At 60.9% G+C, this 15,315-nt stretch carries 10 protein-coding genes; 4 read left to right on the top strand and 6 right to left on the bottom strand.

Features of this window, described 5'->3' with window-relative positions; all coding sequences use genetic code 11:
* Positions 1-42: 42 nt before the first annotated feature.
* On the bottom strand, positions 43-1,596 hold the full coding sequence (locus tag FFI94_RS01020) for a SpoIID/LytB domain-containing protein (protein WP_138871354.1): 1,554 nt from the start codon (positions 1,594-1,596) through the stop codon (positions 43-45).
* Between the two features lie 331 nt (positions 1,597-1,927).
* Here FFI94_RS01020 and FFI94_RS01015 point away from each other — a divergent pair, with 331 nt between their 5' ends.
* A complete protein-coding gene (locus FFI94_RS01015; RefSeq protein ID WP_138871353.1) occupies positions 1,928-3,826 on the top strand; it encodes an N-acetylmuramoyl-L-alanine amidase in 1,899 nt (632 codons plus the stop codon).
* Positions 3,827-3,859: 33 nt separating this feature from the next.
* Here FFI94_RS01015 and FFI94_RS01010 read toward each other — a convergent pair whose 3' ends face one another.
* Positions 3,860-4,699: an HAD family hydrolase gene (locus tag FFI94_RS01010; RefSeq protein WP_138871352.1), complete on the bottom strand. Its 840-nt coding sequence runs from the start codon at positions 4,697-4,699 to the stop codon at positions 3,860-3,862.
* Positions 4,700-5,252: 553 nt separating this feature from the next.
* Here FFI94_RS01010 and FFI94_RS01005 point away from each other — a divergent pair.
* Positions 5,253-6,866: an ATP-dependent endonuclease gene (locus tag FFI94_RS01005; protein ID WP_138871351.1), complete on the top strand. Its 1,614-nt coding sequence runs from the start codon at positions 5,253-5,255 to the stop codon at positions 6,864-6,866.
* Positions 6,853-7,938, top strand: a complete 1,086-nt coding sequence (locus FFI94_RS01000) for a UvrD-helicase domain-containing protein (RefSeq protein WP_138871350.1) — start codon at positions 6,853-6,855, stop codon at positions 7,936-7,938. Before FFI94_RS01005 ends, FFI94_RS01000 begins: the two co-directional genes overlap by 14 nt.
* 221 nt (positions 7,939-8,159) lie before the next feature.
* Here FFI94_RS01000 and FFI94_RS00995 read toward each other — a convergent pair whose 3' ends face one another.
* The 3 genes from FFI94_RS00995 to FFI94_RS00985 all read right to left on the bottom strand — a co-directional run bounded on the left by FFI94_RS00995 (position 8,160) and on the right by FFI94_RS00985 (position 11,120).
* The gene (locus tag FFI94_RS00995) at positions 8,160-9,344 is read right to left on the bottom strand and encodes an IS30 family transposase (protein WP_260684448.1); all 1,185 of its coding nucleotides are present in this window, start codon (positions 9,342-9,344) and stop codon (positions 8,160-8,162) included.
* Positions 9,345-9,625: 281 nt separating this feature from the next.
* A complete protein-coding gene (locus FFI94_RS00990) occupies positions 9,626-10,360 on the bottom strand; it encodes a 1-acyl-sn-glycerol-3-phosphate acyltransferase (protein WP_138871349.1) in 735 nt (244 codons plus the stop codon).
* Positions 10,361-10,364: 4 nt separating this feature from the next.
* Positions 10,365-11,120 (bottom strand): 1-acyl-sn-glycerol-3-phosphate acyltransferase, encoded by a 756-nt coding sequence (locus FFI94_RS00985; protein ID WP_138871348.1) that lies wholly within the window; start codon positions 11,118-11,120, stop codon positions 10,365-10,367.
* Between the two features lie 167 nt (positions 11,121-11,287).
* Here FFI94_RS00985 and FFI94_RS00980 point away from each other — a divergent pair, with 167 nt between their 5' ends.
* Entirely contained in the window at positions 11,288-12,835 is a 1,548-nt protein-coding gene (locus FFI94_RS00980; protein WP_138871347.1) for an MBL fold metallo-hydrolase, read from the top strand.
* An 85-nt stretch (positions 12,836-12,920) separates the two neighbouring features.
* On the opposite strand, the gene FFI94_RS00975 is transcribed toward FFI94_RS00980, so the two are convergent.
* Positions 12,921-15,215: an Ig-like domain-containing protein gene (locus tag FFI94_RS00975; protein WP_138871346.1), complete on the bottom strand. Its 2,295-nt coding sequence runs from the start codon at positions 15,213-15,215 to the stop codon at positions 12,921-12,923.
* Between the last annotated feature and the right edge of the window lie 100 nt (positions 15,216-15,315).

Below are 15,315 nucleotides of genomic sequence, written 5' to 3'. Positions count from 1 at the left end.
CAGAATCGTTTTTGTGCGAGGTGGATATCGACCGATCTTCCCCTAGCTCATATCCGTCGGTATCCACTCGCGGAGCACGTTGGCATCAACTACCTGCGCACCCAAAATCTCGGTCCAGATGATGGTTCCGTTTTCGAAGACGCGGAAGGTGCCTGCCTCGGAGGGCAATTGCATCTCCGGCCCGACCGGGGCACCGAGAGTGCCGGTGGCGCCACCGTACTCCTGATACTTTGCCTCGATCGGCGTCTCGACAACCGTACCGGACGAATCGGTAATTTGCGAGTTTAGTTCTGGCGCTACAGTTTCCGATACCGGACTCTCTACCACACCAGCGCCGTCTCCGATAGTGAACCAGTCGGATTTCAGCCCCAATTTCACCCTTGCCTGCATTCCCGTGACACCGACAGTTGCCTTTGTTCCGACAACTTCGAGAGCGGTGACGCGGCCGCCGTCGACGCCGAGGCCGTTTCGCGAGAGAACCTTCAGTGACGTCAATTCACCGACCCCGAAGGCCTCCGCGATCTCGCCCGCGGAAAACATCTGCGTCCAGTCGTGATTGGGCGAGATGGTGTCACCTTCGTCTGCCACGGCCGGGAAGGCGCCACCTGAGCTGTAACCGCCTGTGGACGAGGAGAATTCGGTAGCAACGATGTCGCCGTCGCGTGAGAGAACGGCGCCTGTGGTGCTGCGCACGGCATCGGTGGTTCGCGGATCTTCCTTGCCTGCGCCGCCGTAGACCTGGCAGTTCTGGGTATCGCACGTGTCGGCGTAGGAGCTGCGATGCTCGACGGCGGCATACGACCGCGCGGCGACGGCTTGAGCCCGCAGTGCCTCTGCCCCACCGGAATCGGCCCATTCAGCCTTCGCCTCTACCGGCACGACCCCGAGGAGGTAGTCCTCCATGTCGAGCAGGTTGACCGTGCGCGCCGCACCGTTGTCGAGCACGACACCAAGGGCGCCGCGATACGGGGCGTTGTCGTCGCACATCGTCAAGAACTGGCCGGCCGGCCGGTCCGGAGACAAATCGACCGGATCCACCCACGGATGGTCCGTGACCGCTTCCCAGACGACACCGCCGCCGCAGCCGCTGGTGACGACGACACTGGCGCCGCCGCCGGGAAGTGCGGTCAGGTGGGCGGCTTCACCAGGTGCGGTGCGCTGCCCGTTCACGACCAGGCCGGCGGCGGAGTACACGTCGAGGGTCTCGTCGTCGTGGGCCGTCAGCCGAACGCTCATCTGAGCGGCCGGCATGGAGTCGAGGACGGTGCCGCCGTAGTAGTGGCTGAGAATTCGCTCGCCGGACCAACCCTGGTTTTTTGCGTAGCCGTAGGCGCCCCATTGGCCCATGCCGCGGCCGTGGCCGTTGCCGTGGCCCGAGAGTGTGAATTGAGTGTCGGCGGAGACTACGGGCATAACAGACTGGTCGTCTTGGTAGAGAGTCCCGATACCTCCGACGGCAATTCCGAGCGCCAGAGCGGGAATCAGTCCCATCACGGAGATGCGCATCACGGAACGGCGTCGACCGGGGCCACTCACCAAGAAACGGCGTCTAACAGGCATTTTACCTGCAGTTCCGCTTCGCTCGCTCTTCGCCATCCACGTTCTCCTCAACACCGCCGGACTCACGGGGTTGCGAAGTCGGTTCTCCGCACGCGGTCCAGTCCACAACGATTCAGTTAAAGTCTCACCCTAAGGTTGAGCGTTATGGACTCTTGTGACTAGTGTGGCAAGAGTGCCTGGACTTAGCAACACCAGTCACACGAGTCACATCCGCATCACGAGTTGCAGACATATGCGACCGAAAGATGGAGTTGATCCGCGCAACATGGCCTCCGACCTGCTCGGATCCAGTTCCGGACGATTCTGTTCGAGGCCGTTACCGGCCCTGAAATTCGCTCGTAAGTAACTACAACCGAGGAGTCATCCCTTGCCACACCGTCGACCGAAGCCCTCATTCGTACTTGGGGCCGTAGCCGCACTGGCTGTCGCAAGTCCTTTTGCGGTATACGGCCTCACCAACGACACGCCTGACGTCCGCTCGGCAAACGAAACGTCGTCCGTGGCGGTGCCCACCCAGATCTCGCAGGTTCTGCTCGCGTCGGTTCCCGACATCGTCATTCCGCTCAAGGAACTGACGGGGCTCGATCTGCCCGACATCAACCTCGGCGATCTGAAGGCACTGATCCCCACCGACATCGCGCTGCCTCCCGGAATCACGATTCCGACGGAGCTTCTGCCGGCACCGGCCGATCCGGCCGCGCCGACGGAAACGCCTGTTCAGAATGAGGAATTCCCCGGCGCTGTGGTCAAGCAACTCACTCGCGACGCCCCGTTCAGCATGGTCGCGTTGACCTCGGACACCGTCGACTCGGCGCAGTCCAAGATCCGCGCACTGTCCGAGGACGGCATCTGGGGCCCGTGGTTCTCCCCCGACGCCATCGACGCCGAACAAACGACAAAGACTCTCTCCGCCACCGAACCCCTCTACGTCGGACTCACCAAGGCCATCCAGATCCTGACGCCGCGTGACACACCGGCAACCGATGCAGCACCCGCGCCCGCCTCATCGGCACCGGCAGAGGTTGCGCCCACCACTGAGGCCGCCCCGGCTCCCGAAGGCGAACTCGGTTACACCCCGGCATCGGTATCGAAGCCGCTTCGCCAGGTCGAGACCACCGCTGACGAGGTCACGGCCGTGCTCATCGATCCGGGCACAAGCCCGTCGGACGACAATCTGCAGGCAGTTGCGGCGCCGTTCTCCACCGGCGGTCCCGCAGTGATCACTCGCGCGCAGTGGGGTGCGGACGAAGGCTTGCGCTGCGGCAACCCAACGTACGACGACGGCCTCGGCGGTGCCACCGTGCACCACACCGCGGGTGTCAACAACTACACGAAGGCCGAGTCGGCTGGGATCGTCCGTTCGATCTACGCCTACCACGCACAGACACTCGGCTGGTGCGACGTCGGATACAACGTCCTCGTCGACAAGTACGGCCAGATCTTCGAAGGCCGCGCAGGCGGTCTGGACAAGCCCGTCCAGGGTGCACATGCCGGTGGTTTCAACGAGAACACCGTCGGTATCGCGATGATGGGTGACTACTCCACCGTTCAGCCGTCGTCGGCGATGCTGAATTCGGTTGGTCAGTTCCTCGGGTGGCGACTCAAGTTGGCCGGACTCAACCCGCTCGGACGCACCACCATGTACTCCGAAGGCACGCCGTACACGCCGTACCCGCAGGGTGCTGCAGTCGATTTGCCGATCATCTTCGCTCACCGTGACGTCGGCAGCACCGCCTGCCCGGGTGACGCCGGGTACTCCCGCATGGGTGAAATCCGCCAGATCGCAGCCAATGCAGCCAACGGAGTAACTGCGCCGGCCAATCCCGTCAACACTCCTGTGCAGCCCAAGCCGACCACACCGGCCGACACCGTGGCCGGCGCCGGATCTTCCGTGACGGACCTGGTCAACCAGGTTCTGAAGTTGACCGACAATTCTCCGCTCGCACAGAAGTGGATCGCCGAAGGCGGCGACCTCGGCCGTCTCGGTGAGGCGCTCACCGGAGAACTGCAGGCCAAGTTCGGCAATCTGGGAGCGTTGTTCGAGAACGGCGCGATCTACACCTCCCCCAACGGAGGCGTGTACACCGTGATCGGCGAGATCTTCAAGGCGTGGCAGAGCTACGGATCAGATCTCGGTTCCCTCGGACTCCCCATCTCGGACGAATACTCGATCCCGGACGGCTTCCGCAGCGACTTCGAGAACGGCGCCCTGATCTTCAACCAGATCACCGGTGTAGTCACACAGATTCTGAATGCCGTGGGATAAATCCTGCGACAAGTCCTCGGGCGCTGGTGGGTTTTACGACCACCAGCGCTCGAGGACTTTTGCGACCCCATGCTGCGAATTGGTCTCGGTAACTTCGTCGGCTGCTGCCTTCGCCTCGGGGTGAGCGTTGCCCATCGCGACGCCCAGATCCGCCATCGCGAGCATCGGAATGTCGTTGGGCATATCGCCGAACGCCACCAATCCGGACAAGTCGAACCCGAACTGCTTCGCCGCGGCCACGAGGCCCGACGCCTTCGTGATGCCCGGCGCCGAGAGTTCGATCAGCCCGTTCTCCGTGGAGTACGTCATGTCTGCCAGCGATCCGACGTGCGGGGCGAGGGCGTCGTACATTGCGGTGCTTGTCATTCCCGGCCGACGGATCAGCAGTTTCACGGCGGGCACCGCCAGGACATCGTCCTCGGACATCTCCGTGTTGTCGGGGTTGAGCCACGCATGTTCGTAGTCCGGGGAGCTGACAAATTGTGGGGTAGCCGCGTCGTGGGCGCTCTCCCCCACTCGTTCGGCTGCCAGGCCGGCACCGGGAAGCACGCTGAGCGCCAGCCCCGAAAGTTCGATGAGCGCCTCCACCGACAGAGTTGCGGCGCTGAGCACGCGGTCTGCGTAACTGTCGTAGACAACTGCGCCGTTAGCGCAGACCGCCAAAGGTGCGTATCCCAGGCTTTCGACGACCGGTGAAATCCAGCGCGGCGGACGACCGGTTGCCAGCAGAAACGGTGTTCCCGATTCCACGACGGCATGAATCACTTCGCGGGTGCGAGCACTGACCAACTCATCCTCGTTGATCAACGTGCCGTCGACATCTGTCGCGACAAGAGTTGGGCGGGCTGGGCTGGTCGGACGCTCTGGGCTCACCCCGCCATTGTGCCTGTGAGGTACGACGGTCTCGCTCAGCGCCTCCTCATCGGACACTCCGACGATTTTTGATCGAATCTGTCGGAAATGGTTATTAACGCGGTAATCCGACATAGATTTTCGACACGAGTTGCCGACTGAATCGACGTGCACGATTGCATCGACTGTCCGGGTGTCGAAAACCGATGGTTTGTCGACGGCCCGTCTTCGAATCCGCAAGGCTCGGCACGTTTAGCTCGACATTTGATGAGCAGAGCTAGTTTTCCAGTGACTCACGGTCTCCGTTCCGTGATTCTTCGAGAATCACTGCGCGCGGATACTGAAATTTCGCTAGCTGCAGGTCCACCGACAGCCCGCCCGCCGATCCCAGCCGGTCGTGTCGGAGGGCAACGCTAAGTTCAACGCGAGCTTGTAAATAAACCTGCGAACACACCTCGGTGTGAAGAGGAGATAACGGCAGCATGGCCACGCTCCAAGTCATCTCGTTTCACCCCCAAGTCGAATCAGTCCGCAATTACGGACATCCCATCGAATCCGATAGGGATCTGGCGTCGTGATCGAAAAGATTCGCATCAGCGGATACCGCAAGTTCCGCGAATTCACGTTCGCACCACACCCTCGCTTCAACATTCTTGTAGGTGAGAACGAGTCCGGGAAATCGACCCTGCTGGAGGCCATCGGTCTAGCACTGACCGGCCGCGTCAACGGTCGAACTGCTGCAGAGGAACTGAACCCCTTCTGGTTCAACCAACAAGATGTCATCGAGTTCTTCCGCGCTCGAGAAGAAGGTAAACCTGTTGCGCCACCGGAGATCACCATCGAGGTCTTTCTGTGTGATCGAGATGATTTCCAACGTAAGTTGTTCGGGGCGAACAACTCTGAGGTGCCCACACGGGAGTGCGCGGGCGTCTGCCTTCGAGTAGCGCCAAATCCGGAGTATTCCATGGAGACTGAGGCTCATCTCAAGTCCGACAGTTCGATACTGCCTGTTGAGTACTACATGGTGGATTGGCGCTCTTTCGGTGACGTCGTGCTCACTACGCGCCCGAAGGAACTGACCACTGCAATCATCGATTCCCGGACGATTCGGTCAAGCAACGGGGTCGATTTCCATCTGCGACAAATCCTCAGCGACCACTTAGAGACACAGCAGAAAGCTGCCGTTTCCCTCGCCTTCCGCTCCGTCAAGGAAACTATGACGGTCGAACATCTGCAAGAAGTAAATGACAAGATCTCGCAGCTCGAGGGTGCGCTTGGCGACAAGCGCCTTTCTCTGGCGATGGACCAGTCCGCACGAGGTTCCTGGGACACCAGCGTCGTCCCGCACGTTGCTGAGCTCCCCTTCGGGATGGCCGGCCAAGGGCAACAAGCAGCAATCAAAATCGCGCTCGCGATGGGAAATCAAGCTAGCTCGGCGCACGTAGTGATGATCGAGGAGCCGGAGAATCATCTATCGCATACCAGCCTGAACGCGCTCCTGCGTCGAATTGAAACGCTCGCCAGTGACGGTCAGCAACTGTTCGTCACCACCCACAGTTCGTTTGTGCTGAATCGCCTCGGTTTGAACGGGCTCATGTTCATCTCCGACGGTCGAGCTATTTCGTTGGACGAGCTCCCCGACGATACCGTGGCCTACTACAAGAAACTCCCGGGGTACGACACTCTCCGGATGGTGCTCGCCGATCGCTTTGTACTGGTGGAGGGCCCTTCGGACGAAATACTGTTCGAGAAATTCTACCTGGACGCCCGTGGCCAGCGGCCGATTGAAGACGGCGTAGACGTCATCAGCATGCGAGGCCTCGCACTCAAACGCTGTCTCGAACTTGCCAAAGCTCTCGACAAGCGCTGCGCCGCACTCCGAGACAACGACGGCAGTGACCCTGCCGAACTCCTCGACGAAATCAGCTATCTCACCGACGAAGTTTCGCGGCGCGTGTTCATCGGCGATGTATCACTGGGCCATACGCTCGAGCCCCAAGTGCTAACTGCGAACCCAGACGAAAGTCGGATGCGAAAGGTGCTGGGTGTGACGGACAGGGCGAACCTGGAGACCTGGATGACCAACAACAAGACTGAGGCTGCGCTGCGAATCGCTGAGAGCGATGATGTCCTGGCACCGCCAAAGTACTTCACGGAGGCGATCGAGTTCATTCATGGCAGCGAATAATCACCTCACCCTCGCGGTGGCTGGATCGCGTAAGACCCAGGGAATCGTGGACGAGTGCGCGGCCGCGGATCGGGCTGAGCGCATCTTGATCCTCACTTATACCTCCGTTAACCAGACTGAGTTACGCGATCGTCTGGCACGATTTGCCGGCGACCATCCCAATATCGAAGTCAGTGGATGGTTTTCGTTCCTCCTAGGCAACTTCGTTCGCCCCTTCCTGCCCTTTCTCTACGAAGGGGCACGCAGCAAAGGATTCGACTTCAACAGTCCGCCGCAGCAGTACTCCAAAGTCGAGGACTGGCCACGATACTTCAACGAGCACGGAGAAGCGAGAAAGGTCCACCTCCCACAATTGGCGGTCCGTGTTGAAGAGGCATCAGCTGGCGCAGGTATCCGCAGGCTTGCACGAATCTACGACCGGATCTTCATCGACGAAGTTCAAGACCTGTGCGGTTACGACCTGGAGATACTGAACCTGCTGATGAAGTCGAGTATCCCGGTCAACATGGTGGGAGATATCAGACAAGCCATCTTGGCAACGAACGAACGTGAACGCAAGAACAAGAAGTTCATGTACATGGGGATCTGGAAAAAGTTCAAAGCCGATGAAAAATCCAGGCGACTAAAAATAGACCAACGATGCCAGACATGGCGGTGCTCGTCGGCAATCGCATCGCTGGCCGATTCCATGTTCGAAGAAGAATGGGGATTCGAGCCCACAATCTCGATGAACGAGCGGGCGACCGGGCATGACGGAATTTTTCTCATCAAATCTGAGCATGTCGATGTCTACATGGAGAGGTACTCACCGCTCCCGTTGCGGCACTCTGCCGGGACAGGCAAGTCGTTCGAGCACCTGGGATTCATGAACTTCGGCAAAGCCAAGGGGCTCGGACGCGAACGCGTGCTGATCTACCCGACCGGCCCGATCACTCAGTTCCTCCAGAAAGGGACCGTCCTCAAACATCAGCAAGCAGCCAACTTCTACGTGGCGGTGACTCGCGCGGAGCAAAGCGTCGGGATCATCCTCGATACCCCTGGACAGAGCCCCTACCCGGTCTGGGTTCCATGAAGGATTGGGAGGAATCCACGTACGGCGACACGTCCAATGCCGAGGGCGGACAACCCTCGCGGATTGGCATGAGACGCTGAGTGTCCCGCGATCTGGGCTGCATCGGCAGGGCCGTGCTTCGCGCTACGGCGACCATCACAGCAGAACTTTTCAGAGGACGGTGTCGAACCCCTGTCGACGGCAGGTGAAAACTGATCAAAGTACGGCACCTTGGGTTCTAGTCAACGTCGCAACACCGACGGATTCTGTGACTCTAGTAGAGCCGTGAACAACTCTGTCGGACAACGGTCTTGGAGGACGACCCTGGGACGGCTGTTGAGTTCGTTCTCAACGGCCAGCAGATGCTCCGGCGAGTGGATGGCGAGGTCTGTTCCCTTCGGGAAGTAGTCACGCAACAGTCCGTTGGCGTTCTCGTTCGAACCGCGCTGCCACGGGGAACGTGAATCGCAGAAGTAGACCGGTGCGCCCAGCGATCGCGCGATCGTAGTGTGACGGGCCATTTCGGAGCCCTGATCCCAGGTGATCGACCGCAGTAACGCCGCCGGCAGATCGCGCATCCGCGCGGTCAGCGCCGCATGGAGAGAATCGCCGTCGCGGAAGGGAAGATGCAGCAACCGAACCATCCGTGTCTGGCGCTCGACGAGCGTGCCGATCGCGGATTGGTTGTGGGCGCCGGTGATTAAGTCACCTTCCCAGTGCCCAGCTTGCGAACGGTCCTCGGGAGGGAATGGCCGTTGATGAATGGTGAGCATCGGCTGCTCGAATCGCGGGCGGCGTAGCTCTCCGCGCCGCTGAGCACGCCGGTGATCACGGCCGGTGCGCAGCGGTGACCGCCGCTGCGGGGCCAGCGGAGAGGGCCGCAGTAAAAGCGATCCGGGCTGGTAGATGGCCCGATAGATGCTCTCGTGGCACAACCACATCCGCGGCTCGTCCGGGAATCGCGCCCGCAGATGCCGGCTGATCTGCTGCGGACTCCACCGCTGCGACAACAGTTCCGCCACGACCCGCTGTAATTCTGGTGTGATCTCCAGACGTCGCCGATGCCGCCGGGCTCGTCGGGCCGTGGCACGTCGGTGGGCCTCGAACGGCCGATAATCGTTGCCCGTGACTGCGTTCCGGCGAAGTTCGCGCGAGATCGTCGAGGGCGACCGCCCCAACCGGCCTGCGATCGCTCGGATACTCAGTCCCGCACGGCGTAGATCGGCGATCTCGATGCGTTCGTCTTGGGACAGAAACCGGGCACTGATCTCACGTACCGCCAGCCGCTCCAAAGCAGGTACGAACCCCACGGCCGCACCGTTGCGGTAGGTCTTGTAGCCGCGCGACCAGTTGTTTCCGGTGGTTCGGGATACACCGACCTCACGGGCAGCCGCGAGAATGCTCCACCCGCGGCCGCGGAGCTCCATGAACCGCTGACGCTTGGCCGACTGCGGACGACGCCCCGGCCCCTTCTTCACACGACGAGATGACGACAACACAAACTCCAGATTCTAGGGAGAAGTGTTGCGACGACCGATAGAAACCGCCCACTTCAATATTGACCCCTGAATCGCACCGGAGTTTCCGGAGACCTTGATGTTCATCGGCGCACTCGCGCTGACGATCGATTTGCAGTCGGATCTGATCCGGAGTAGCCGCGCCAAGTGACATCAAAGATGTCTGCGTGACAATTCAATCGCGGTTTGAATCATCCAGCCCGCTTCGCCCGCTCCGCTGCATCCATCGCGGCAGCTTCCTCCGGAGTGGGCGCTCCTCCACCGAGCCGACGCGGGACCCAGTACGCACCCGGCTCATGGGCAAACCCATCCTGAGCGTGACGCAAGATGGCGTCCATCTCAATCCGCAGAATCTCGGTGAGTGCGTCTGCCGGCTCTACCGGATCAATTGGCGTACCAACCTCCACGGAAATGGGAAAGTGGTTGCGGCCCAGATTCTTCGGACCACCCTTTGTCACCACCCGCTGTGCACCCCAGACAATCACCGGAATGATCGGCGCCTTCGCTTCGATGGCCATCCGGGCAGCACCGGACTTGAATTCCTTGATCTCGAAACTCCGACTGATTGTCGCCTCGGGATACACGCCAACCAATTCGCCACGGCGCAATGCGTCGACCCCTGCCTGGAAGGCCGATGCACCCGCCGAGCGATCCACTTCGATGACGCCACACCCCCGCATGAGGAACGCGAGAACCTTGTTGTTCGCCAATTCCGTTTTGGCCATCACCCGAAGCTTCCGCTTCGACTCGCGCACGGCAAGGGCCGCGTGGATGAAGTCCAGGTAGCTCGTGTGGTTGATCGCGATCACCGCTCCGCCGGTATGCGGAACGTTCTCGGTGCCGGTTCGGGTGACCGCCAGACCCTGTAGACAGCAGAGAACACGCGCGGTGGTCTCGACTGCCGTGTACACGGGTTCGGCGGTCACGGGCTCAGCCTTCCGACTTGCGGGCCTCGCGTGCTTTTGCCTTGGCCTCGGCTTCTTCGGCGTCCATCTTGTCTGCCTGTTCGAGGGTGGGAGCGCTGCCACCCAATCGTGCGGGTACCCAGTACTCGCCGGCGGGATGCTCGTAACCCTTCTGAGCTTCGAGCAGCAGTTCCTGCATCGTCGTGCGCAGCTTGGCCGTCAGCTCGCTAGCCGGCTCGAAAGGCTGGATGGGCTCACCGACAGCGATGGAGATCGGAGTATTGGTGCGGCCCAGCCGCTTCGGATACCCCTTGGTCCACACGCGCTGCGCGCCCCAGATCGCGACGGGGATGATCGGGACACCCGCCTCGATCGCCATGCGGGCCGCACCGGACTTGAATTCCTTGATCTCGAAGCTCCGGCTGATCGTGGCCTCGGGATACACGCCAACCAGTTCTCCGCGCTTGAGGAAGTCGACGGCTGCCTTGTAGGAATCAGCACCCGCGCCGCGGTCGACGGGGATGTGCTTGAGGGCTCGCATGATGGGCCCGGAAATCTTGTTGTCGAAAACTTCCTTCTTGGCCATGAACCGGATGTACCGCTTCGGGGTGCGCGCCGGCAGACCCGCGTAGGTGAAGTCCATGTACCCGGTGTGGTTGATCGCGATCACCGCTCCACCGGTAGCGGGGATATTCCGATCGCCTTGAACCGAGAACTTCAGGCCTTCGAACGCGAAGACGGTACGGGCGATGCCGATGACTGTTCTGTATACGGGGTCCACAGGTTCCCAGCCTATCGGTGAACCCGTGATCTGACCCACCGCGTGGGCGCGTGTTTCCCGTGGTGACGTCGGGTTATCTGCGGTGCTGAGGGGTTGCCTGATCGAACCCGCTGCGCGGAGGGCCTACCCTGGTACCGTCGCTCAGCACATTTTCAGGAGGCATACCAGTGCAGGTCACCAGCGTCGGTCACGCCGGATTCCACATTCAGACGACCGCAGGCTCGATCCTGTGCGATCCGTGGGTCAACCCCGCGTATTTTGCGTCGTGGTTCCCGTTCCCGGATAACTCGGAGTTGGATTGGGACGCCATCGGTAATTGCGATTACCTGTACGTCTCGCACCTTCACAAGGATCATTTCGATCCCGAAAACCTGAGCAAGCACGTCAACAAGGACGCCACGGTGCTGCTGCCGGACTACCCGGTCCCGGACCTCAAGCGTGAGCTCGAGAAGCTCGGTTTCCACAAGTTCTTCGAAACCGAGGATTCCGTCAAGCACACCGTCTCGGGCCCCAAGGGTGACCTGGAGATCATGATCATCGCCCTGCGCGCCCCGGCCGACGGCCCGATCGGCGATTCAGGCATCGTGATTTCCGACGGCGAGACCACGTGCTTCAACATGAACGACGCGCGCCCGGTCGACATGGACGTCCTCGGCGAGCAGTTCGGCAAGATCGACATCCACCTTCTGCAGTACTCGGGCGCCATCTGGTACCCGATGGTCTACGACATCCCGAAGGGCACCAAGCGCAACTTCGGCAAGCAGAAGCGTCAGCGCGGCATGGACCGCTGCCGTAGCTACATCGAGCAGGTCGACGCCACCTGGGTCGTCCCGTCGGCCGGCCCGCCGGTTTTCCTCGACGACGCTCTGCGTGACCTCAACGACGATCACGACGACGAGGGAAACATCTTCCCCGACCAGATCGTGTTCCTCGAGCAGATGCGCATCCACGGCAACAACGGTGGTCTGCTGATGATCCCCGGTTCCGTGGTGGACATTCATGGCAGCGAAGCTGTTCTGTCCCATCCGATTCCGGATGACGAGGTCGACAAGATTTTCTCGAACAAGGCCGAGTACATCGAGAACATGGCCAAGAAGATGGCTCCCGTGCTCGCCGCCGAGAAGGCGTCGTGGGCGCCGGCCGAGGGCGAACCGCTCCTCGAAGCGATCAAGGCGAAGTTCGAGCCCATCATGGCGCAATCGGACGTCATCTGCGACGGTATCGGCTACCCGGTCGGACTTGTCATGGGTGACGAGACGGTAGTTCTCGACTTCCCGAAGCGCCTGGTCCGCGAGCCCATCGAGGGTGAAGGCAAGTACCGCTACGGATTCCGTATTGCACCCGAGTTGGTTCGCACAGTCCTGCGCGACGACGAACCCGACTGGGTCAACACCATCTTCCTCTCCACCCGCTTCCAGGCGTGGCGTGTAGGCGGGTACAACGAGTTCCTCTACACGTTCTTCAAGTGCCTCACCGACGAGCGCATCGTCTACGCCGACGGCTGGTTCTCCGAAGCACACGACGACACCGCGTCCATCGAACTGGGCGGCTACGAGATTCAGCGTCGTTGCCCGCACCTGAAGGCCGATCTCACCAAATTCGGTGTGGTGGAAGGCAACAAGCTCACGTGCAACCTGCACGGCTGGCAGTGGGATCTCGAGACCGGCGCATGCAAGACGTCCAAGGGACACGAGCTGCGCACCCGAAAGCTCTAACCCCGACATAGCCGAGAGTGGGGCTGCAGGTCATCAGACCTGCAGCCCCACTTCATGTTACGGGCGAAGAACGATCACCTTCTGCCTACGAGCCGAAGATACTACCCAGAGAACCCGATCCACCGGTTCCCGTCTCCGCTTCGGTCACGTTGATCGTCGCCCCGGCAGATTCCGACGCCTTCATCCCGGGACCACCGCTGAACACCGCCGTGATCGAATGATTACCCGCAGTGGCGAAGGCGTGATCAAGAACAGCGACACCGTTGACCACATCCACCGCCGCGCCCAACGGCACATTGCCCTCGAAGAACTGCACCGTACCGACACTGCCCAGCGGAGACACGTTGGCCTTCAACTGAACATTTTCACCTACAACGCCAGATGCCGGAGCATTCAACGTTGTTGTCGTATCCACGTCAGTCGGCGCCTCGACAGTCACATTGACCGTCGCCGCGTTCGATGTCGAGCCAGCCAACGTACCGGAACCGCTGTACACAGCAGTCACCGTAACCGTGCCGACGGCGTTGAACGTGTGCGGCATCGTCGCCACACCGTTAACCACAGGAACCGAACCGACGCTGACACCGTCAACCTTGAAGGCGACCGTGCCGCCCGACGGAGCCGGATCACCTGAAGGCTGACCGGCAACAGCAGCGGAAAGATCCAGTTCCACACCGACCTTCGCTTCACCGGCAACACTGAGCACCGTTGTCGAACTCGTGTCGACCACCGCTGCATCAGAAACCGTCACCGGCGACGGGCCCGCACTCGAGGCCACAAAACCCGCACCCGAGAAATCCGCCGTCACCGACTGCACGCCCGCAACAGCAAACGTGTGCGAAAGCGTCGCAACACCATTCGACACAGAAGCAGTACCAACCTCGGCACCCGCAACCTTGAACGACACCGAACCCGCAGCTGAAGCCGGAGTCACAGCCGCCGTCAGATCAACAGCAACACCCGTCGTCGCAACAGGCGGAACCGTCAAACCAAGCGTCGTATCAACATCAACCGCAACAGGATCAGAAACCGTCACCGTCTTCTCAGTAGCAACCGAATCATTGAAACCCGCACCCGCAGTGAAACTCGCCGTAATCGAATGCGCACCAGCAGAACCGAACGCATGCGAGAGAGTCCCGACACCACCGACAACACTCACCGCCGAACCAATATCGACACCGTTGTCCTGGAACTGCACCGTACCCACCGCGTTCGCCGGAGCAACCGTCGCCGTCAAATCAACAGCAACACCCGTCGTCGCAACAGACGGAACCATCAAACCAAGCGTCGTATCAACATCAGCCGGGGCCGACACTTCAACAGTGACTGGGGCCGAGATCGGCCCGACACCAACAGTATTGGCCGCAACAGCAGTCACGGTCAGAGTGCCGGGCTCGCTGGTGGTGATGTCACAGCTGAAAGCCCCGGCAGCATTTGCAGTAACCTTGCACGTCTTGTCACCAGCTATGACAGTGACCTCCGAATTGGCCTCAGCCTTACCGGAAACCGTCACAGTTCCGCCGACAACGACAGAAGCCGGGTTCACCGTGACTTCAGTCGGGGCAGCCGGTACGGTCGGCGCAGCTGCCACAGTTCCGGTTTGCGGGGCCGAGGTCGATACCGCATTGGTGGCGTCGCTGAGGTACTTCGCGGTGATCGCGTACGGCTGGCCGGCGTCCGCGCCGGTCGGGGTCCACGCGTAGGTAGCTGTCCCGTTAGCGATCGTGCCAGTACCTAGGAGGTTGCCGCCGTTGAAAAAGTCGACGTTTCCGGTGGCACCTGTTGTGACGGTGGCCGTCAGGGTCGAGGACCGATTAGCTTGCGGCGCAGGCGCTACGGCGAGGCTGGTCTGCGTCGCAGCTTTTGCAACTGTGATGGACGGACCGGCATTGGCGGTTTCAGAGCCCAAACTCTGGTTCGCACTGATGCCGGCTCCCGTTATCAGTGCGACGTCGCGGGCGCAGTTCTGGCCGACGGTATACGTCACCGTGTAGTCGATGTTCCGATCGACGGCGCTGCGGATCCACGATCCTGTCATGCGTACATAGGTGGAGTTGGTCGAATCCGTGGTGACACCCTTACCGCTGACTCGTGACGAATCCGCGACGTAGGTGAGGCAATCCGGGTGAATGTCCTTGAAGGCGCTGATGGTCGGAGCGAGACCACCGTTCCAGCGAATGTTGTTCGTGACGGTGATTGTGTCGCCAGGGACGGGCGTACCGTTGCTGATCGTGCGGTTGAATGTCCAACTGCCGGATGTCGTCGATGCGCTCACGGGCGCAGCGGATGCGGCCATGACGCCGAACGACGTGGCGAAACCCACCGCTATCGCGGCGGTGCTGGCGGCGGCTAACAGCCGACGTAACTTCTTGTTTTTCATAGATTTCGAGCCTCTCTGTGCGATGCACTGACTGAACGGAACAACCACCGCAGCCAGTGCCACAACAGCAGTTGAGTTAGAGCCGAATCTGCTGTGCAGC

The organism is Rhodococcus sp. KBS0724 (assembly GCF_005938745.2).
GTDB lineage: Bacteria > Actinomycetota > Actinomycetes > Mycobacteriales > Mycobacteriaceae > Rhodococcus_F.
This window is presented reverse-complemented; position numbering and strand designations above follow the sequence as displayed.